The following is a 16941-nucleotide window of genomic DNA, read 5'->3' as shown; positions in this document are numbered from 1 at the left end:
CTGTTATTAGCCCTAAGCTAAATTTCTCCTATGTTTTAGGAGATCCCTATGAATCACCACCTGCGTGAATGGCTTGCTGCCGCTCCTCCGCCGCGCCGTAAAGAAGTTGCAGCTGCGGCAAACACCACTGTTGGGCACCTCTGGCAGCTCGCCGGCGGTCATCGCAAGGCCTCTGCCGAGCTTGCCGAGCGTTTGCAGGATGCGTCGGGTGGAGAGATCACCATCGCTGGACTTCGTCCTGATTTGCTGTGCCTGGCTCACAAAGTCCTACTCGGCGCTGCATAGGCGCTAGGTGTGGAAACATTTTGCAATGTGTGATGGCACGCAGCCACTGAAACAAATTTGAGGGTTTACGAATGGAAGATTTCTTGCGGGCCTGCCACACGACCGTGAAGGAAAGTGGCGCCGAGGAGCTGGCCGGGAAAATGTGCCTAGCTCACGTGAGCCTGCTGCAGCGCTCTAACCCCGACAACGCGGCTCATCACCTGACCATCGAGCACTTGTTCGGGATTCTGCTGCACACCCAGGACATGCGTCCTCTGCTGGCGCTGGCTGCCGGGTTCAACTTCGACCTGGTGGCGAAAGAGCAGCCTGTGGCGATCGACGTTCACCAAGCGCTGGGGCACGTCGCGCTCGAAATTTCCGAAGTGACCGTGGAAACGCACCGGGCAATAGCTGACGGCCGCGTCGACCAGATGGAGCGTGCGCGAATCCTGCGAGAGATCGCAGAGGCTGAAAAAGCTCTGGACGTACTGAAGGCGTCGGTCAAGGCAGCCTAAATCGCGGGCAATAAAAAAGCCGGTGGCTAGACCGGCTTCTTCAACAACACTTGTGAGGTCCGATTATGCACACCACGAACCCCCAGAGCAATACCCGGCCTGATTCGTCAGTTTTCCACCCGCCTCAAGTAATGACGCGTCAGGTCATGTCGTCTCGCGAGATCGCCGAGCTGACCGGTAAGCAGCACAAGAACGTCAAGCGTGACATAGCGTCGATGCTGGCGGACCTGAAAAAAGATGCGCTCAGTTTTGAGCGCACCTATCTGGACGGTCAGAACCGCAACCAGACCGAGTACCTGCTCGACCGCGAGCATACCGACTGCCTGCTGACCGGCTACAGCGCACCACTTCGAATGGCTGTTGTTCGTCGCTGGCGGGAACTGGAAGAGCAGGCCGTCCCGCGCATCCCGGCCAATTACGCCGAGGCTCTCCAGCTCGCCGCAGACCAGGCCAAGGAAACGCAGCGCCTGCTTGGCGTGCTTGAGCTTCAAGCACCCAAGCTCGCAGCCATCCGCCGGCTTGCCGCAGCTGAGGGCGCGATCTGCATTACTGACGCTGCAAAACAACTCGGCATCGCCCCGTCGAAACTATTTGACTGGCTCCAGGCGAACCGTTGGATTTACCGCCGCGGTGGGTCAACTCGCTGGATCGCAATGCAGCCTCGCATTCGTGACGGCTTCATGAAACACAAGGTGACCGCTCTTAAGCCCGATACCGAAACCGGCGTCGAGCGCGCGGCATATCAACCCCTCGTTACCCCGAAAGGCCTTGCACGCTTGGCCGAAAAGAACATTGGAGCCGCGCTGTGAGCGTTCAAGCTATGTCATGGGCTCTCGCACTGCCGAAGGCTTCCCTCGAAAATCCTGCTGCCCGTCATGTGCTGCTTTGCCTCGCGAACTACGCCGGTAGCGATGGCCGCGGGGCGTTCCCCTCTGCGCTGACCCTGTCAGACGACACCGGCCTTTCCGAGCGCACCGTCCGCCTGAAACTGGATGAGCTGGAGAAGGCCGGCTTCATCACCGAGGGTAATCAGGCCATTGCCGCCGCGTACATCGACCGCCGTGACCGCCGCCCAGTCGTGTACGACCTCCAACTTAAACGGGGTGCAAATGCTGCACCCCGTAAAGAACGGGGTGCAGATAACCGCACGGGGTGCAGCTCACAGCAGAACGGGGTGCAGGAAAACGCAGAACGGGGTGCAGCAGCTGCACCCAATACATCACTTAACCATCAATTAACCGAAGAGCAGCAGCTGCAGCGCGATTTGGCCGCTGAGATTGCCGAGCAAGACCTCGCCGCCGCTGAGTGCCCATCCCCGAACCAGCGCTTCGCCATGTTCGCCGCCTGGGTGCCAAGCGCCAAAGCACTGGCCGACCAGATCGCAATCGCCGGCATCCCAGTCGACGCAGTGCCCGATGCCGCCATTCGCGCGTTCAAGGGCTTCTTCGCTGCCCGACATGGCACGGTCGATTCGGCATCCGGCTGGTGCTACCGCCTGGTGCAGTGGGTGAAGCGTGAGCGAGTCAAGGCGGCAGGCCAAGGCCAAGGCCAGGCGCCAGATTTCGACGACACCAGCTGGGCTGAAAATCTGGGAGGTCTGTGATGAAGTCCGTCGCGAGCATCATGCAGCAACTGCCGAACGTTCCATCTGCCGAGGTCGTGCCGCTCACGATCGACGCGGGCACCGTCCATGTGATCAACCAGCTGTTCCGTGAGCTGAAGGCGATCTTCCCAGCGTGGAAGCAGGCCTGGCCTGACAAGGAAGACATCGGCGCGGCAAAAGCCACTTGGGTAAAGGCGTTCATGGCCGAGAACATTACCCGCATCGAGCAGATCCGCTTCGGCATCGAGCAGTGCCGCAAGCTGGGTTCCGACTTCGCCCCGAGCGTTGGTAAGTTTATCAAGCTCTGCCAGCCCACCCCCGAAATGCTGGGTATCCCACCGCTGGAAAGGGCATTCCGCGAGGCCTGCCGTAACGCTCACCCGTCAATGGCCGGACAGGCAAAGTGGTCGCACCAAGCGGTCTGGCACACAGCCAAAGAGTGCGGCTTTGAACCGCTCAACCGCCTCGAAACTTCGCTGGCCATGAAGCTGTTCGAGCGCAATTACGTCATCACCTGCCGCCGAATGATTGAGGGTCTGCCATTGCAAAAGATGCCCTTGGCGCTGCCGGCCCGCGCCGAAGCCCGGCGCACTCCCGATATCGGAAACAAGGCCTTGGCCGAACTGCGCGCCCGCCGCGCCGGAGCATCAGCATGAGCGACATCAGACTTGCTGCACCTGACCCCGCCGCGTTCCGTTACGCGGTTTACGCGTGCTCTTCGAAGATCGATCTGTCGATTCCGCCGGATCCTGCGGTTGCTCTGTTCGATCACAAGGGCATTGCCGAGTCGTTTGGCCGGTTGATGTGGCCCAGCACCTTTGAAGTCGTCGATCTGATGGAGACCGCACGATGAGAAAGATCAAGGCGCTGGCCCATGTCGCCCGGTGCTTCATCGAGTTCATGGGGGCCAGCTACGACGGGTCTATTCCTCCGGTTGAATCTCAGTACGGGGCGTGGATTTGATGACCAAGCAAACGAAATTCACCAAGGCCGCGCGCGGTCGGGACTGCCAGATCCGTGTGCCCGGCGTGTGCAACGGCAACCCTGAAACCACGGTGCTGGCTCACCTTCGGATGGCTGGCACTCGCTGCGGCACTGGACTCAAACCGCATGATCTGCAGGCCGCCTGGGCTTGCTCTGCCTGTCACGAAGCAGTCGACGCGCGCCGTAATACCGAGTTTAGCCGTGAACAACTCCGCACGATGCACATGGAAGGGATGGTGCGGACCATCGACATTCTGGTGAGCGAAGGGAAGGTGGCGGCATGAACAGCCCAGCACTGATGTTCGGCGGCATCCCAGTGGTAATTTCCGAGCACCTCCCGACCACTAAAACGACCAAGTGGCGTACCGAGCGCAAGTGGTGCCACTGGAAGAACCGGCCACAGCTTCGGTACCGCATCAACGCCAAACAGGTGCCGTGCGAAACGGTGCTGATGTTCAACGGCGGCGCGGTCATGTCTCCCGCCAGTTGGACGAAGATCCAAGTAGAGCTCGCCGCGCGGGGTTCGGTATGAGCCCTTCACGAATCTGGATCTGCATAGCGGCCATCACCCTGGTAACCGCAGTCGGCACCGGGCTCAAAGTTGAGACAGTTATGAAACCGGCTAATTCGCAGGAGTTGTTTCGATGACTTGGACCCAGCTCAAAACACTTCTGAATAACTCCACGGTGCTCAGCTCGGGCCGGGACACCTTTGTCTTTAGCCCGGCGCGGGGCTCAGCGAAAGGCGCTGGCAAATGAAGCCCTTTGAGCCACGGGTAGCCCGCGCCAAGTCGGTGGACCGAGAAGGCCTGGAGCAGGCAGCGCTGATAAAGGAGCTCGAACTGCGCTTTCCAGATGTGGCTGCGTTGATCTACCACGTCCCCAACGGTGGGCACCGTCACAAGATGGTGGCCATCAAGTTGAAAGGGCAGGGCGTGAAAGCGGGCGTGCCCGATCTGGTACTGCCGATGGCGCGCGGCGGTTACTTCGGCCTTTACCTCGAGTTCAAGGCGACGCCGCCGAACGATGCAGCGGTGTCGGCCAGCCAGCACGCGTGGATCCGCCGGCTGAGCGATCAGGGCTATCTGGCGATCGTGTGCCCGGGCCACTTTGATGCGATGGAGCAGATCCGCGCATACCTTCGACTCGCTCCGACTGTGGTGGCTGCATGACGATGACCGTTGCGTTCTCCGACGCTGAGCTGCGGCGCCGTGCCGAAGACCCTGCTGCGGTGCTGATGCGTGATCCACGGCACCCCGGACTGTATTTCCGATTCACCGAGGCACGTCCGCGTGGCACGTGGAGTCTGGTGGTGCGCAAGAAGTGGCTGCGCATCGGCTCATACCCTGAGTTGTCCGCCAAAGCGGTGCTGGCCGCTCTGCCTGAAACTCGGCAGCGCCTGTCCGCCGATGCAAAGGCCACCGCCGCCATTTCCCCGTGGGCCACCCTTGGCGAGCTGCTGGCCTGGTACAGCGACAGGATGAGTCGCGACCGGCATCTGTCAGCCAAGCGGAAGGCTACGGCCAAGTCGGCCATCGCCTGCCACCTGATACCGCGCGTTGGCGACCTGGCGCTGGGCGAGATCGATCGAGCGACGTTGGACACGAAACTGATGTGGCCGCTGCAGGAGACGCTGTCGCTGGAATTCGTGCGGCTGATCTTCGCGCTGCTGGTGCTGGCCTGCCGCCAAGCTCACACGCTGGGCTCGATCCCGGCCAACCCAATGACGGGGATCAAATTCAGCGACTTCTCGAAGACCAAGATCAAAGCCAAGTCCGCGCGCCTGCGTGGTGTCCAGGTGGAAGGCCTGCTGGGTCAACTGGCCGAAGCCTTCGAACGGCGCCCGGCTCAGGGCATGTTGGCCTTGATGATGCTCTGTCACGGCACCCGTGTTGGCGAAACCCGCATGGCGCTCTGGTCGCACATCAGCCTGGCTGACCGCACGTGGCATCTGCCGGCCGCGCACACCAAGACCCGCGTCGAGCATTCGCTGCCACTCACCGAGCAGGTTTGCGCGCTGCTGACCCAGTACCGAGCCCGTCAGGCTGCCACCGGTTACACCGGGCAGTACCTGTTCCCGGCCCGACACGGCAAGGGCATGAGCGAGGGCCAAGCCAGCATGGTATTCACGCAGCTCGGGCAAGGCGAGTGGACCAGCCACGACCTGCGCAAGTTGGCGCGCACTGGCTGGGCAGATCTCGGCATCGACTTCCTGATCGGCGAGATGCTGATCAACCACGCCATGGGCCACAACGTGCAGGCCTACATCCACACCACCGTTGAGACCCGCAAACGCGAGGCGCTGGAGAAGTGGCACGCCCATCTAGACGCCAAGGGATTTACCGCCATTCACGGGTTGGAGGGAGTCGGAAACAGAGAGTCCAGCATCCCGCTACAGGCCGCGCCTCATATGGCCTGCAACCCCATTCAAGAATCAACCATAGGCGAGGTTTCAAAAGCATGAAAAAGAGCCATGGCCCTGCCTTTCGCCGGGAATTGAAGTTCATCGTTGAGTGCAACATCTGTCGAGGCACAGGCATTTACACCGGGGTCTTTCACCAGATGACCTGTGAAAACTGTCACGCCTCGGGCTGGGTGTGTGGCCGCACCCTGAAGACCCTGCCGCTAATCGACGTTGTCCAGGTGCTTAACGTCAGGCTGCGGGAAGCGCTTGCAGAAATAGCCAAAGCCAACCGCGCCATTGGCGGCGCGCACGAACAATACGAACAGAACAACCGCCGCGGTGCCGGCGGCTCGAACTACACAGGGGATTGATCGATGGGCATGTACAAAGATGTGATGAGTACCCTGGTGCGCGTGCTGGCCGCTGACAACATCGACAACAGCACAAAGCAGTCGTGGCAGAAGCTCATCGACGCCGATCTGCGACAAGGCGGAAATGGCAGCACTCTGTCGCCGCGAGACAAGTTCGATTACGACTGCTGCCTTTATGCGCTGTTGCATCGCCAGCTGGAGGTTGCTCACTGGGATGTGCTTGTCGCGAAGTACTCGACGCACAAGGCGAACAAGGTGGCCGCCATCGGGCGTCTCGTCAGTCGTATTTCATCGCCCGCGCCGCAGCTGTTCATCTATAAGGGGCTCACGGCCTGGGCAATCCCAAAGCTCAAGGGCGTCCAGAGCGGCAAGCGCTCCACTGACATGATCGTGCTCCCACCTGATTTCTACGACATGAACACATGGGACGTGGATGCCTCCCCTGAGCGGACTCGCCGCAACTGGAGAGCAGGCATCCACAAGCGGCTCGAACAACTGGAAGAGGCGGCCGTCATTCACGCGACCCACATCTTTGACGCCGAACAGATCTTCGTCGATGCCGCTTGACCATGATGGCCGTTTGGCCGTAAATTAACCCCATCATGTCGATCTTGCGTGCGGTGATGCGCGGCGACAAACAAACATCAGAAACCCGGCCCTCGCGCCGGGTTTTTTCGTTTTCAGCCCCGCCACACCCATCGCTCTGAGCTGGGAGTGCTGCGGGGCTGATTCATTCTGGAGTAGCAATGGACCCAACCGACCTCGGCCCAGGCACCGCCACCTGGCTGGGCGGTACTGGGACTGTGCTGCTGGCAGGTTTCCTATGGTTGAGGAAGTTCCTGTCACGTGACGCCGCAGATCGCGCCATGGACAACGCCGATATCGGCACCGTCCGGAGGCTTAACGAACTGCTCGACTCTGAGCGCGCCGCCCGGAAGGAGTCGGACGCTCGCGCTGATCAGTTCGCGAAAGAGCGCAACGAACTCGCTGCCGCAGTTGGCCGGATGGAGGGAAAGATTGAAGCCCTCACCAGCCAGGTCGCACAACTCACAGATAAGGTGGCCAGCCAGAGCTCAGAAATCGCCCGGCTGTCCCAGCTTGGAGGAGCAGCCTGATGGACAGATGCGCAATGGAGTTCATCGCACGCCGCTGGTGGCGTCGAGTGGAGGTATGGGTCATCGCTCTACTTATGGTAGCCGGATCGTTTTCTTTGGGATTCGGCGCATCGCAATGGTCGCTTGCGAGTTGGTACAGCAATCAGGTTGCACAGGTACGCACGGGCTACGACGAAGCTCTGAAGCAACGCGATCTGCGTCTGAACACGCTCGCAGACAAGGCGGGCAAGGCTGCGGAGAAGGTGGAAGCTGCGGCCAGTACGGCAACCGAAGCCGCCGGCGTTGCCAGCAAGGCTGCTGACAAGGTCAACGAGGCCGTCGACAGAGTGTCGCCGTAATGGGCGCGCTCAAGCTGGTGCCTGTGTGGGCCTGGCTGCTGTTGGTACTATTGGCAGCGGCCGGTTACCTGTACGTCCGGCTGGATCACACGACCACAGCCCTGGCCAATGTGACAGGCGAGCGTGACGTCGCCACTGCTCGCGCCGCGTCGATCAGCAAGACGCTCAGTCTGCAACGCCAACTCACTGAAGACTCGAACAAGGCAACAGACCATGCGACCGAACAAGCTCAACATGTTACGGCTGCCGTTGCTGTTGCTGATGGCCGCGCTCGCAGCCTGCAGCAACAAGTCACCGATCTGCTTGCCAACCGAAAGCCTTGTTCTACCGACCTTGCCAGCACAGGCAAGACAAGAGACGACCTCGCCGCTGTGCTCGCCGAGCTGCGTCGAAGCGCTGACGAAGAAGCGGGAAGCTTGGCAGCAGCGCTTGACCGAAGCCGAATAGCCGGCCAGCTGTGCGAGTCGATGTACTCGGCAGCCATGAAGGCCAGATGAAGAAGTCCTGGTACGTCACAGTGCCGGGCTACCCACCATTCCCCATGATCATGCCGGAAGACCACGACCAGCCAGCCGCGTTGGCATTTGCGCGCTGCAAGTGGCCGACCTGCTCCGTTGAGTGAACCCCATGACCCGCTTGAAGACGCTTGGCAATCGAGTCAGCACACAGGCGAGCAAGGTTCCTATCGCTCAGCCTGGGTCGTGGCGCAACGACAAAGCCACATCGGGCCAGCGCGGCTACACCTACGCGTGGCAGAAGGCGAGCAAGGCCTTCATCCTCGATAACCCGCTGTGTGTGATGTGTGATGCGTCAGGTCGAGTGACGGCGACGGCGCTGGTCGACCACATCGAGCCGCACCGCGGTGACATGACGCTGTTCTGGGACCGCACCAACTGGCAACCGCTATGCGTCACCTGTCACTCGTCCGTGAAGCAGCGCGAGGAGGCCGCCGGCCTGTAGCACGTCAACTCCCCGGAATGGGCCTGCCCCAAAACGGTGCGGCACGTCACTGGTGTGCGACAAAGGCAGGGGGTGCCTCGAAAGTTCGGAGCCTTGGCGCTCTAGACCACCCGGTCCCGCATTCAGAGTTTTTTTCCCATTTTGAGGTTTTTTGTTAATGGCTTTAACACCCAAAAAGCGCGCATTCGCCGACGCTTTGAGGGGAGGTGCGTCCAACAAAGAAGCAGCGATAGCGGCAGGCTATAGCGCTTCCAGCGCATCGGCCGCCGGATCACGGCTTGCAAAAGACCCGCACGTTCTGGCCGAGCTGGCGAATGGGGCCGTTAACAAAAATGTTAAAGCTCAGCCGAAGGCCAAGGCGCCCAAATTGGTCGAGCCCGAAGCGGACGATGAGGACTCAGGACCGACATTCGACCTGGCCCGCGCGCTGACCTTCACTGACCCCAAGGCATTCCTAATTGCCGCGATGAACGACCCGGAAGCCGAGGCAAAACTCAGAGTCGACGCCGCGAAGGCGCTCATGCCGTTCATGCACCAGCGCAAAGGCGAGTCGGGTAAGAAGGAAGACAGGCAGACCGCGGCGGAAGAGGCGGCGGCCGGCATGTACGGGACGAGCAAGCCACCGCTCAGATCGGTGAAGTAGGTGGAGTGGTCCACCGCGTGCCTCGATTGGGAGAGGCGGATTCTCTCTCGCCAATCTCTGATTCCGTTTCCGCCACTGTTTCGTTCTGAGGCGGACGCCGCGCTTGAGCTGTTCAAGTCGCTCAAGGTGGTGGATGTGCCGGGCCAGCCGACCTTCGGCCAGTGCTGCGAGCAGTGGGTATTTGATTTCGTGGCCGCCATCTTCGGCGCTTACGACGCCGAGACCGGCAACCAGAAGATCCGCGAGTACTTCCTGCTGATCAGCAAGAAGAACGCCAAATCAACAATAGCCGCCGGGATCATGGTCACCGCCTTGGTGCGCAACTGGCGCGACAACGAAGAGCTGTTGATTCTGGCGCCGACCATCGAGGTCGCGCAGAACAGTTACAAGCCTGCTGCTGCGATGGTCCGGGCCAATCCCCGACTGGAAAAGATGCTCCACGTCCAGGACCACATTCGGACCATCACGCACCTGACCACCAAGGCTGCGTTGAAGGTGGTCGCTGCCGACTCGGACACGGTGTCCGGTAAGAAGTCCGGCAAGATCCTGGTCGACGAACTCTGGGTGTTCGGCAAGCGCCCGAACGCTGACGCGATGCTGATGGAAGCCACCGGCGGCCAGATTTCGCGGGATGAAGGTTTCGTGATTTTCCTTTCGACTCAGAGCGACGAGCCGCCGGCGGGGGTTTTCAAGGAAAAGCTCGATTACTACCGCGACGTTCGGGACGGCAAGATCCAGGACAAGAAGTCGCTGGGCGTGTTGTACGAATTTCCGAAGGCGATGGTGGAGTCTGAGGAATACCTGAAGCCTGAAAACTTCTACATCACCAATCCCAACATGGGACGGTCGGTCAGCCGGGAATGGCTTGAAGACCAGATGGTCAAGGAGGCGAAGAAAGAGCCAGGCGCGCAGCGCAAGTTCCTCGCCAAGCACTTGAACGTTGAAATAGGCATGAACCTTCGCGCCAACCGGTGGGCGGGCGCCGAGTTCTGGCAGGCGCAGGCCAAAGCGAAGAACCTAACGCTCTCCCAGCTCATCGCCCGCTGTGAGGTTATCGACGTCGGCATTGACGGCGGTGGTCTTGACGACCTGCTGGGCTTCGCAGTGCTGGGCCGTGAGACCGAATCGCGCAACTGGCTTCTGTGGACGCATGCCTGGGCCCACCCTTCGGTGCTCGAGCGCCGTAAGAGCGAAGCGCCGCGGCTTCACGACTTTGCCAAAGACGGCAACTTGACGCTGGTGGAGTACATCGGCAAGGACGTTGCCGAGGTGGCTGAGCTGGTGGCAGAAATCTACGCGTCCGGGAAGCTCGACATGATCGGCGTCGACCCGGCCGGCGTCGGCGGCATCCTTGACGGCCTGATCGAAGCGGAGATACCGCAGGACAAGGTCATTGGCATCTCGCAAGGCTGGAAGCTGGGCGGCTCGATCAAAACCGCCGAGCGCAAGCTGGCGGAAGGCGGAATGGTCCACGGCGGTCAGCCGATGATGTCCTGGTGCTGCGGCAATGCGAAGGTCGTTCCGGCCGGCAACTCGATCCTGATAACAAAACAAGCGTCGGGGACGGCGAAGATTGACCCGTTGATGGCGCTCTTCAACGCCGTGGCCCTGTTGTCGCTCAACCCCGTCGCGCGGGGGAATGTCGACGATTTCTTTGATGACCCAATAATGGCAGGGCTCTAATGGCGAGCAAAAACAAACCGGGGCGTATTCGCTCTGCGCTACAGAGCTGGCTGGGTGTTCCTGTTGGGCTTACCAATGAGGCGTTCTGGCAGGAGTGGTTCGGCACTTCCAACAGCGGCAAGCATGTTACCGTCGACGGTGCGGTGCGCCTGTCCACCGTCTGGGCGTGTGTTCGGCTGCTGTCAGAGTCCGTCTCGACGCTGCCCTTGAAGCTCTACCGCCGGATGCCGGATGGTTCGCGCGAATCCGCCCGGGATCATCCGCTTTTCCGTGTCCTGTGCCGCTCCCCAAATGCCGAAATGACCCCGCAGCGTTTCATGTTGCAGGTTGTGGCCAGCATCTGCCTGCGCGGTAACGCTTTCGTCGAGAAGAAATTCATCGGGACACGGATCGTCGCTCTTGATCCGCTGTTGCCTCAGTGTATGACGGTCAAGCGGCTGGACAATGGGCGCTTGAAGTACACCTACAACGAGAACGGCACCGAGCGCGACATCCCGGAAAAGAACCTGATGCACATCCGCGGCTTTGGCCTGGACGGTGTGTGCGGGATGCTTCCGGTGACCACGGGCCGCGACGTCATTGGCACTGCGCTGTCATCGGAAGAAGCCGCAGCCAAGGTATTTGCCAACGGCCTGCAGGCATCCGGGTTTCTTACCGTCGAAGGCGGTGCGGCGCAGGGCTCTGGCACGCTGACCCCGAAACAGCGGGAGCAGTTGAAGAAGAGCCTGGCCGCGTTCAGCAGCTCGAAGAACGCCGGCAAGACGATGGTGCTGGAAGCGGGCCTCAAATACCAAAGCGTCACGATGAACCCAGAAGCGGCACAGATGCTGGAAACCCGGGCGTTCAACGTCGAGGAAATCTGCCGCTGGTTCCGCGTGCCGCCGTTCATGGTCGGGCACATGGACAAGCAGTCGAGCTGGGCGGCGAGTGTCGAGGCGCAGAACCTGCACTTCCTCACCAACAGCCTGCGGCCGCTGCTGGTCAACATCGAGCAGGAAATCACCCGCTGCCTGATCGGCGAGGCGGATGCCGAAGAGTTCTTCGCCGAGTTCGCAGTGGAAGGCTTGCTGCGTGCCGACAGTGCTGGCCGTGGCGCCTGGTACAACACCGCGCTTATGAATGGCTGGATGTCCCGCAACGAGGTCCGGCGTTTGGAAAACCTGCCGCCGATTCCTGGTGGCGACATCTACACCGTGCAGTCGGCGATGGTCGCGCTGGAGAGCCTGGAGCAGGGCGACGATATCTCGGCCAAGTTCAACCGCTTCATGTCCAAGGCGCTCCACGCGCACAAGGACGGCAACCACGAAGCAACCCGCGAATTGCTCCAGGACATCTGCTCTGCGCTTGAGGGCGGGGATCCAGACGCCCCGACCATGGCTCACGCCCTTATATCGATTTCACGCCTCAGCATCACCGAACCAGCGGAGTAACCATGACGATCAGAACCCTGCCTGCAGCGCCGGCGGAGCGACCGCGCGCGAGCGCTTCCTCGGATCTGCTGCCGATGGCGCTCGAGCGCTGGAACCCGGACATCCGCGCCGCGGCTGACGACGAGAACACCATTTCGATGTTCGACCCGATCGGCTACGACTACTGGACGGGCGACGGCGTTACCGCGAAGCGGGTCAGCGCGGTACTGCGCAACCTGGCCGGCGCGGACGTCACGGTGAACATCAACTCGCCGGGCGGCGACATGTTCGAGGGCCTGGCGATCTACAACATCTTGCGCGAGTACAAAGGCAAGGTGACCGTCAAGATTCTCGGCATCGCCGCCTCGGCCGCATCTGTCATCGCCATGGCCGGCGACGAAATCCGCATGGGCCTCGGGGCTTTCCTGATGATCCACAACTGCTGGGTGGGTGTGGCTGGGAACCGCATTGGCTTGCGGGAAATGGCCGACACGTTGGAGCCGTTCGACAAAGCCATGGCGAACATCTATGCAGCGCGCACCGGTGACGACGTCGCCGCGATGCAGACGCTGATGGATGCCGAAAGCTGGATCGGCGGCGGTGATGCTGTCGATCAGGGTTTCGCCGACTCGCTGCTCGACAGTGCCGACTTGAAGGAAGGCACCAAAGCATCCACACCGCAGCAGATCGCCGCACACCGCCTCGATGTGATCTTGGCGAAGCAGGGCATGCCGCGCTCCGAACGCCGCGCAATGATTCAAGAGCTCAAAACCGGTACGCCCAGCGCTGCCGGACCTGGTACGCCGAGCGCTACCGAACCCCCGGCCGTTTCGGCCTCCGTAATCGCTGATTTCGAAAAGGCTCTCGCCTCTTTCAAGTCGGCAGCCTCTACCGTACCCGGAGTTTGACCCATGTCCGATACAAACGAACTGCTCAAGAGCGTCTCTGCTGAACTGGCGAAGGCCACTAGCGAGTTCAGCACCAAAGCCGAAGCCGCATTGGCCGAAGCGAAAAAGGCGGGCAACTTGTCTGCTGAAACCAAAGCTACCGTCGACGAACTGGCGTTGAAATTCAACTCCTTGACCGAGGCCGAGAAGCAGCTCAAGGCTAAACTCGGCGAAGTCGAGCAGGAATTCGCGCGTCTGCCGTCTGCCAGCTCGCCGCAGAATCGCGACAGCCTTGGCCAGACCGTCATCAAAAGCGAGGCGCTTAAGAACTTCGCCGCCAGCGTCGAGGGCGGCAAACGCGTCAACATCCCGGTGAATGCTGCACTGCTTTCGACAGGTGTTGCACAGGGCGTCGTCGAACCGCAGCGTCTGCCTGGCATTGACGTCGCGCCGAAGCAGCGCTTGTTCATTCGCGACCTGATTGCGCCAGGCCGTACCGGTGCGCCGGCTATCTTCTGGGTTCAGCAAACCGGCTTCACCAACGCGGCGCGCGTGGTGGCAGAGGGCACCGCCAAGCCCTATAGCGATATCCAGTTCGCCACCAAGATCACACCGGTGAGCACCATCGCTCACATGTTCAAAGCCTCCAAGCAGATCTTGGACGATTTTGCACAGCTGCAATCCACCATCGACGTGGAAATGCGGTATGGCCTGAAATACGCCGAAGAGGGCGAGATTCTGTTCGGCGATGGCACCGGTGTTCACTTGCCGGGCATCGTGCCGCAGGCTTCGGTCTACAACCCGGCGTTTGAACCGGAAGGCATGACCCAGATCGATCAGCTGCGCTTGGCCATGCTGCAGGCCCAATTGGCCCGCCTGCCTGCCAGCGGCCATGTGCTGCACTTCACCGACTGGGCGAAAATCGAGCTGACCAAGGACACGCTTGGCCGCTACATCATCGGCAATCCGCTGAGTTTGGCCGGGCCTACCCTGTGGGGTCTGCCTGTCGTGGCAACCGAGCTGGCTGCCTTCCTCGGCAAGTTCCTCACCGGTGCCTTCCAGACCGGCGCGCAGATCTTCGATCGCGAAGACGCCAACGTGGTGATCTCGACCGAGAACGCCGACGACTTCGAGAAAAACATGATCTCGATCCGCTGCGAAGAGCGCCTGGCCTTGGCGGTTAAGCGTCCCGAGGCGTTTATCTACGGCACCTTCGCCCCAGCCGCTTAACTTCAAGCGGGCCGTCCGAGAGGCGGCCCACCGGAGCCAATCATGAAGCTGAAAACCTTGAAACCGCTGTACCTCGGCGGGGTTACCTTGACCGAAGGCAGTCCGTTCGAAACGCTTGAACAGCATGGTCGCGAGTTGATCCGCAAGGGCTACGCCGAGCCGGATACGTCCGACGATGAGCCTGTTGTGACCCTGAAAGACGAGGGCGCTGCGCCTGGTCTGGCGCTGACCAGCGATGCTTTGGTGACACCGCCAAAGTCCGAGAAGCCGAAAAAGCCTGCGAAGGGCGAGTGACATGTCGGTCATCGATATCGAAGTCGCCATGCGGCATTGCCGCGCCGAGGAAGGCGATCGGGCGGACGTGCTGCTGAAGCTAGAGGCGGCTGAGGAATCGGCGGCCCTCTACCTGAATCGCTCGTTCTACGCAGATAAGGACGCCATGGCCGCCGCCGTGCTGGATGGTACTGCTGGCGCCGATCCGATCGTTGTCACCAAGTCCATCACGGCTGCCTGCCTGCTGATTCTGGGAAACCTGTACGCCAATCGGGAAGATGTGGTGGTGGGTGTCAGCGTCGCCGACTTGCCGCAGGGCTCCCGCTCGCTGCTGAGCCCCTACCGCGTTGATATGGGGGTTTGATGAGAGCAGGAAACCTTCGGCATGAGTGTTCTGTGCAGACAAAGCAGCGCGTGCCTGACGGCATGGGCGGCGGGGTCGATGGCTGGATTGAAAGTCGCAAGATATGGGCTGAGATCACCGCACCCACTGGCCGGACGTCTCCCGTTTCCCAGCAACTCACCGCGCTGGTGACCGCAGAGATAAAGGTCAGGCCCGCGCCGGATCTGGTGGCTGGGGTTCGCTTGGTCAATTCGGGCGTTACCTATCTCATCGAGGCAGCGCTGCCGGACAACGACCGCTCCATGCTCCGTCTGTTGTGTTCAAACGTTCCCCACCCATGAGGTCATCATGAAAGTAAAAGCACTGGCAAGCCTGTCCACTGCCCAAGGCTGGAAAGCTGCGGGCGAAGAATTCACCGTGAATGCGGCCGACGCCGAAGAGCTGATCGAGCGCGGTTTGGTTGAGCGTTCTGCCGCCGAACCCGTCGCCGAGCCTGAGCCCGCTCCGAAAGCACCCAAGCCTTCCAAGTCGAAAGCCTGATCATGGCCCGGCGCTCAAGCGTTCAGGGTGATATCAAGCTTCGCAGCTTGTTGCGCCGGATCGGCAACGAGATCGAGAGCGACCTGCGCCCTGCAATGGTTCAAGCGGCTGACCTGGTGCTGCAGACCCAGACGTTCCTGATTCCCCGTGACACTGGCGACGCTGCGGAAACGCTGACGTCGTTCGTCTCCAAAAGCGGGCTGGATGCGGAAATCGGCCTCAGGGGCAAGAAGAACAACACGCGGTATTTCTATACGAAATTCCTCGAGTACGGCACCAAGGGTTACGCCCGCGGTGAAACGCAAATCCCGGCCCGGCCAGCGCATCCGTGGTTGCGCCCATCCTACGATCTCAACCGTGAGCAGATCATCTTGCTGATCAGCAGGGCGATCGATTCCACGTTGCGCAAGGCTGCGGAGGCTAAATGAGTGATCCAGGCCTCGCGCTACAGAAGGCGCTATTTGAGAAATTATCGGCCAGTCTGACGGCGCCGGTGTTCGACGCAGTCCCCGCCGGGACGCCGTATCCGTATGTGACCTTGGATTACGAGGTCACCGACAACACGACGCCGGTCAGCGGCAAGAAGCGCGAAAACCGCCTGTTCTACCTGTCGGTCTGGTCGGACTATCAGGGCCAGGCGGAAGTGAAGCGTATCAACGGCGAGATTGCTGACGCCTTGGACGAGGTTGCGCTGCCGCTGAGCATTGGTACGGCGGTTTCGGTCCGTGTGCTGCGCACGGAAACGAACCGCGAACCGGACGGCAAGACCTATATGGGATCGGTGACCCTTCGGATCATCACCCAGCACTGAAACCGCCGAGCAACACCAACACCCGCCATCGAGCGGGTTTTTTATTGCCAAAAAACCACCCGCGCCCTGGAGGGCAACCATGACTATCAAAACTTCCGCCGGCGTCCGATTCCTTATCGGCCCGGCCCACAACATCACCTATGCCGAGGACACCGCCGGCCGCGCCGCAGCGCTGACCGCCCTGAAAGGGCTGACCTTCGTGGAAGTTGGCGAAGTGGAAGACGCTGGCGAGCTGGGCGACGAGGCCAGCACTGCTGACTTCACCGCGCTGGCCAACCGTCGCAAACGCAAGGTGAAAGGCACCTTCGACGCCGGTACCCAGCAGATCACCTTGGGTTCCGATCCAGTTGATCTCGGCCAGAAAGCGTTGAAGGCAGCTCTGTCCAGCGACTCCAACTTCGCTTTCCAGATGGACTACGGCGACGGAACGGCCGATTTCTACCTCGGCCAGGTTCTGAGCTGCCGCAAGCAGATCGGTACTGCTGAGTCGATCCGCAAGGCCTCGGTGTCGGTCGCGATTAATTCTGCGATTTACGAGCAAGCGGCACCGGCAGCGTAAGGCCCGCTCT

Annotated in this window: 29 protein-coding genes; all 29 read left to right on the top strand. The window is 61.0% G+C overall.

The features are described from left to right. The first annotated feature begins 48 nt into the window (after positions 1-48). The gene (locus LT42_RS06345; RefSeq protein ID WP_037010812.1) at positions 49-285 is read left to right on the top strand and encodes a helix-turn-helix domain-containing protein; all 237 of its coding nucleotides are present in this window, start codon (positions 49-51) and stop codon (positions 283-285) included. 71 nt (positions 286-356) lie between these two features. Next, positions 357-779: a phage regulatory CII family protein gene (locus LT42_RS06340; RefSeq protein ID WP_037010810.1), complete on the top strand. Its 423-nt coding sequence runs from the start codon at positions 357-359 to the stop codon at positions 777-779. Positions 780-925: 146 nt separating this feature from the next. Continuing rightward, the gene (locus LT42_RS06335) at positions 926-1588 is read left to right on the top strand and encodes a phage antirepressor KilAC domain-containing protein (RefSeq protein ID WP_037010808.1); all 663 of its coding nucleotides are present in this window, start codon (positions 926-928) and stop codon (positions 1586-1588) included. A gap of 11 nt (positions 1589-1599) precedes the next feature. Further along, positions 1600-2382 carry a helix-turn-helix domain-containing protein gene (locus LT42_RS06330; protein ID WP_037010806.1) on the top strand — a complete coding sequence of 261 codons (783 nt, stop codon included), beginning with the start codon at positions 1600-1602 and terminating at the stop codon, positions 2380-2382. Continuing rightward, on the top strand, positions 2382-3038 hold the full coding sequence (locus tag LT42_RS06325; RefSeq protein WP_037010803.1) for a replication protein P: 657 nt from the start codon (positions 2382-2384) through the stop codon (positions 3036-3038). The genes LT42_RS06330 and LT42_RS06325 overlap by 1 nt, the downstream gene beginning before the upstream one ends. Then, positions 3035-3235, top strand: coding sequence for a hypothetical protein (locus LT42_RS06320; RefSeq protein WP_037010801.1), 201 nt, complete (start codon positions 3035-3037; stop codon positions 3233-3235). Before LT42_RS06325 ends, LT42_RS06320 begins: the two co-directional genes overlap by 4 nt. Before the next feature lie 109 nt (positions 3236-3344). Then, a complete protein-coding gene (locus LT42_RS06315) occupies positions 3345-3650 on the top strand; it encodes a DUF1364 domain-containing protein (protein ID WP_037010799.1) in 306 nt (101 codons plus the stop codon). Next, positions 3647-3898 carry a hypothetical protein gene (locus LT42_RS06310; protein ID WP_037010798.1) on the top strand — a complete coding sequence of 84 codons (252 nt, stop codon included), beginning with the start codon at positions 3647-3649 and terminating at the stop codon, positions 3896-3898. The genes LT42_RS06315 and LT42_RS06310 overlap by 4 nt, the downstream gene beginning before the upstream one ends. Positions 3899-4120: 222 nt before the next feature. Continuing rightward, positions 4121-4537 (top strand): VRR-NUC domain-containing protein, encoded by a 417-nt coding sequence (locus LT42_RS06305; RefSeq protein WP_037010797.1) that lies wholly within the window; start codon positions 4121-4123, stop codon positions 4535-4537. After that, positions 4534-5829 carry a tyrosine-type recombinase/integrase gene (locus LT42_RS06300; RefSeq protein WP_037010796.1) on the top strand — a complete coding sequence of 432 codons (1296 nt, stop codon included), beginning with the start codon at positions 4534-4536 and terminating at the stop codon, positions 5827-5829. The genes LT42_RS06305 and LT42_RS06300 overlap by 4 nt, the downstream gene beginning before the upstream one ends. Then, the gene (locus tag LT42_RS06295) at positions 5826-6140 is read left to right on the top strand and encodes a hypothetical protein (protein ID WP_037010794.1); all 315 of its coding nucleotides are present in this window, start codon (positions 5826-5828) and stop codon (positions 6138-6140) included. Before LT42_RS06300 ends, LT42_RS06295 begins: the two co-directional genes overlap by 4 nt. Positions 6141-6143: 3 nt before the next feature. Beyond that, positions 6144-6707 (top strand): hypothetical protein, encoded by a 564-nt coding sequence (locus LT42_RS06290; protein WP_037010791.1) that lies wholly within the window; start codon positions 6144-6146, stop codon positions 6705-6707. A gap of 179 nt (positions 6708-6886) precedes the next feature. Beyond that, a complete protein-coding gene (locus tag LT42_RS06285; RefSeq protein ID WP_037010788.1) occupies positions 6887-7255 on the top strand; it encodes a DUF3450 domain-containing protein in 369 nt (122 codons plus the stop codon). Next, entirely contained in the window at positions 7255-7593 is a 339-nt protein-coding gene (locus LT42_RS06280; protein WP_037010785.1) for a hypothetical protein, read from the top strand. The genes LT42_RS06285 and LT42_RS06280 overlap by 1 nt, the downstream gene beginning before the upstream one ends. Next, positions 7593-8090, top strand: coding sequence for a DUF2514 family protein (locus LT42_RS06275; protein ID WP_037010782.1), 498 nt, complete (start codon positions 7593-7595; stop codon positions 8088-8090). The genes LT42_RS06280 and LT42_RS06275 overlap by 1 nt, the downstream gene beginning before the upstream one ends. Continuing rightward, complete coding sequence (locus tag LT42_RS26170; protein WP_276209496.1) at positions 8087-8215, top strand: hypothetical protein; 129 nt, start codon at positions 8087-8089, stop codon at positions 8213-8215. Before LT42_RS06275 ends, LT42_RS26170 begins: the two co-directional genes overlap by 4 nt. 5 nt (positions 8216-8220) lie before the next feature. Beyond that, entirely contained in the window at positions 8221-8553 is a 333-nt protein-coding gene (locus LT42_RS06270; RefSeq protein ID WP_037010780.1) for an HNH endonuclease, read from the top strand. A gap of 157 nt (positions 8554-8710) precedes the next feature. Continuing rightward, positions 8711-9196: a terminase small subunit gene (locus tag LT42_RS06265; protein ID WP_037010779.1), complete on the top strand. Its 486-nt coding sequence runs from the start codon at positions 8711-8713 to the stop codon at positions 9194-9196. Further along, on the top strand, positions 9197-10879 hold the full coding sequence (locus LT42_RS06260; RefSeq protein ID WP_037010778.1) for a terminase large subunit: 1683 nt from the start codon (positions 9197-9199) through the stop codon (positions 10877-10879). Continuing rightward, on the top strand, positions 10879-12309 hold the full coding sequence (locus LT42_RS06255) for a phage portal protein (RefSeq protein WP_037010777.1): 1431 nt from the start codon (positions 10879-10881) through the stop codon (positions 12307-12309). The genes LT42_RS06260 and LT42_RS06255 overlap by 1 nt, the downstream gene beginning before the upstream one ends. A 2-nt stretch (positions 12310-12311) precedes the next feature. Beyond that, on the top strand, positions 12312-13196 hold the full coding sequence (locus tag LT42_RS06250) for a head maturation protease, ClpP-related (RefSeq protein WP_037010775.1): 885 nt from the start codon (positions 12312-12314) through the stop codon (positions 13194-13196). Positions 13197-13199: 3 nt separating this feature from the next. Then, the gene (locus LT42_RS06245; protein ID WP_037010772.1) at positions 13200-14405 is read left to right on the top strand and encodes a phage major capsid protein; all 1206 of its coding nucleotides are present in this window, start codon (positions 13200-13202) and stop codon (positions 14403-14405) included. A gap of 42 nt (positions 14406-14447) precedes the next feature. After that, entirely contained in the window at positions 14448-14699 is a 252-nt protein-coding gene (locus LT42_RS06240; protein WP_037010771.1) for a DUF7210 family protein, read from the top strand. A gap of 1 nt (position 14700) precedes the next feature. Then, positions 14701-15042: a head-tail connector protein gene (locus tag LT42_RS06235; RefSeq protein ID WP_037010769.1), complete on the top strand. Its 342-nt coding sequence runs from the start codon at positions 14701-14703 to the stop codon at positions 15040-15042. Next, the gene (locus LT42_RS06230; protein ID WP_037010768.1) at positions 15042-15362 is read left to right on the top strand and encodes a head-tail adaptor protein; all 321 of its coding nucleotides are present in this window, start codon (positions 15042-15044) and stop codon (positions 15360-15362) included. Before LT42_RS06235 ends, LT42_RS06230 begins: the two co-directional genes overlap by 1 nt. Positions 15363-15369: 7 nt before the next feature. Then, the gene (locus LT42_RS06225; RefSeq protein ID WP_037010767.1) at positions 15370-15561 is read left to right on the top strand and encodes a DUF7210 family protein; all 192 of its coding nucleotides are present in this window, start codon (positions 15370-15372) and stop codon (positions 15559-15561) included. A gap of 2 nt (positions 15562-15563) precedes the next feature. Next, positions 15564-15989, top strand: a complete 426-nt coding sequence (locus LT42_RS06220; RefSeq protein WP_037010764.1) for a hypothetical protein — start codon at positions 15564-15566, stop codon at positions 15987-15989. Continuing rightward, positions 15986-16372, top strand: coding sequence for a DUF3168 domain-containing protein (locus tag LT42_RS06215; protein WP_037010761.1), 387 nt, complete (start codon positions 15986-15988; stop codon positions 16370-16372). The genes LT42_RS06220 and LT42_RS06215 overlap by 4 nt, the downstream gene beginning before the upstream one ends. A 79-nt stretch (positions 16373-16451) precedes the next feature. Further along, positions 16452-16931, top strand: coding sequence for a phage tail tube protein (locus LT42_RS06210; protein ID WP_052075129.1), 480 nt, complete (start codon positions 16452-16454; stop codon positions 16929-16931). The last annotated feature ends 10 nt before the right edge of the window (positions 16932-16941 follow it).

The organism is Pseudomonas lutea (assembly GCF_000759445.1).
Classification (GTDB): Bacteria; Pseudomonadota; Gammaproteobacteria; order Pseudomonadales; family Pseudomonadaceae; genus Aquipseudomonas; species Aquipseudomonas lutea.
Note: the sequence above shows the minus strand (reverse complement) of the source record. Positions and strands in the feature narration are given on the sequence as shown.

Excerpts from the sequence above, each read along its gene's own strand:
- LT42_RS06305 (WP_037010797.1), top strand. The coding sequence starts at position 4,121 with ATGAAGCCCTTTGAGCCACGGGTAGCCCGCGCCAAGTCGGTGGACCGA.
- LT42_RS06250 (WP_037010775.1), top strand. The coding sequence starts at position 12,312 with ATGACGATCAGAACCCTGCCTGCAGCGCCGGCGGAGCGACCGCGCGCG.
- LT42_RS06330 (WP_037010806.1), top strand. The coding sequence starts at position 1,600 with ATGTCATGGGCTCTCGCACTGCCGAAGGCTTCCCTCGAAAATCCTGCT.
- LT42_RS06335 (WP_037010808.1), top strand. The coding sequence starts at position 926 with ATGTCGTCTCGCGAGATCGCCGAGCTGACCGGTAAGCAGCACAAGAAC.
- LT42_RS06215 (WP_037010761.1), top strand. The coding sequence starts at position 15,986 with ATGAGTGATCCAGGCCTCGCGCTACAGAAGGCGCTATTTGAGAAATTA.
- LT42_RS06255 (WP_037010777.1), top strand. The coding sequence starts at position 10,879 with ATGGCGAGCAAAAACAAACCGGGGCGTATTCGCTCTGCGCTACAGAGC.
- LT42_RS06240 (WP_037010771.1), top strand. The coding sequence starts at position 14,448 with ATGAAGCTGAAAACCTTGAAACCGCTGTACCTCGGCGGGGTTACCTTG.
- LT42_RS06310 (WP_037010798.1), top strand. The coding sequence starts at position 3,647 with ATGAACAGCCCAGCACTGATGTTCGGCGGCATCCCAGTGGTAATTTCC.
- LT42_RS06345 (WP_037010812.1), top strand. The coding sequence starts at position 49 with ATGAATCACCACCTGCGTGAATGGCTTGCTGCCGCTCCTCCGCCGCGC.
- LT42_RS06340 (WP_037010810.1), top strand. The coding sequence starts at position 357 with ATGGAAGATTTCTTGCGGGCCTGCCACACGACCGTGAAGGAAAGTGGC.
- LT42_RS06220 (WP_037010764.1), top strand. The coding sequence starts at position 15,564 with ATGGCCCGGCGCTCAAGCGTTCAGGGTGATATCAAGCTTCGCAGCTTG.
- LT42_RS06210 (WP_052075129.1), top strand. The coding sequence starts at position 16,452 with ATGACTATCAAAACTTCCGCCGGCGTCCGATTCCTTATCGGCCCGGCC.
- LT42_RS06225 (WP_037010767.1), top strand. The coding sequence starts at position 15,370 with ATGAAAGTAAAAGCACTGGCAAGCCTGTCCACTGCCCAAGGCTGGAAA.
- LT42_RS06245 (WP_037010772.1), top strand. The coding sequence starts at position 13,200 with ATGTCCGATACAAACGAACTGCTCAAGAGCGTCTCTGCTGAACTGGCG.
- LT42_RS06265 (WP_037010779.1), top strand. The coding sequence starts at position 8,711 with ATGGCTTTAACACCCAAAAAGCGCGCATTCGCCGACGCTTTGAGGGGA.
- LT42_RS06270 (WP_037010780.1), top strand. The coding sequence starts at position 8,221 with ATGACCCGCTTGAAGACGCTTGGCAATCGAGTCAGCACACAGGCGAGC.
- LT42_RS06315 (WP_037010799.1), top strand. The coding sequence starts at position 3,345 with ATGACCAAGCAAACGAAATTCACCAAGGCCGCGCGCGGTCGGGACTGC.
- LT42_RS06280 (WP_037010785.1), top strand. The coding sequence starts at position 7,255 with ATGGACAGATGCGCAATGGAGTTCATCGCACGCCGCTGGTGGCGTCGA.
- LT42_RS06320 (WP_037010801.1), top strand. The coding sequence starts at position 3,035 with ATGAGCGACATCAGACTTGCTGCACCTGACCCCGCCGCGTTCCGTTAC.
- LT42_RS06230 (WP_037010768.1), top strand. The coding sequence starts at position 15,042 with ATGAGAGCAGGAAACCTTCGGCATGAGTGTTCTGTGCAGACAAAGCAG.
- LT42_RS06290 (WP_037010791.1), top strand. The coding sequence starts at position 6,144 with ATGGGCATGTACAAAGATGTGATGAGTACCCTGGTGCGCGTGCTGGCC.
- LT42_RS06295 (WP_037010794.1), top strand. The coding sequence starts at position 5,826 with ATGAAAAAGAGCCATGGCCCTGCCTTTCGCCGGGAATTGAAGTTCATC.
- LT42_RS06235 (WP_037010769.1), top strand. The coding sequence starts at position 14,701 with ATGTCGGTCATCGATATCGAAGTCGCCATGCGGCATTGCCGCGCCGAG.
- LT42_RS06325 (WP_037010803.1), top strand. The coding sequence starts at position 2,382 with ATGAAGTCCGTCGCGAGCATCATGCAGCAACTGCCGAACGTTCCATCT.
- LT42_RS06285 (WP_037010788.1), top strand. The coding sequence starts at position 6,887 with ATGGACCCAACCGACCTCGGCCCAGGCACCGCCACCTGGCTGGGCGGT.
- LT42_RS06275 (WP_037010782.1), top strand. The coding sequence starts at position 7,593 with ATGGGCGCGCTCAAGCTGGTGCCTGTGTGGGCCTGGCTGCTGTTGGTA.
- LT42_RS06300 (WP_037010796.1), top strand. The coding sequence starts at position 4,534 with ATGACGATGACCGTTGCGTTCTCCGACGCTGAGCTGCGGCGCCGTGCC.
- LT42_RS26170 (WP_276209496.1), top strand. The coding sequence starts at position 8,087 with ATGAAGAAGTCCTGGTACGTCACAGTGCCGGGCTACCCACCATTCCCC.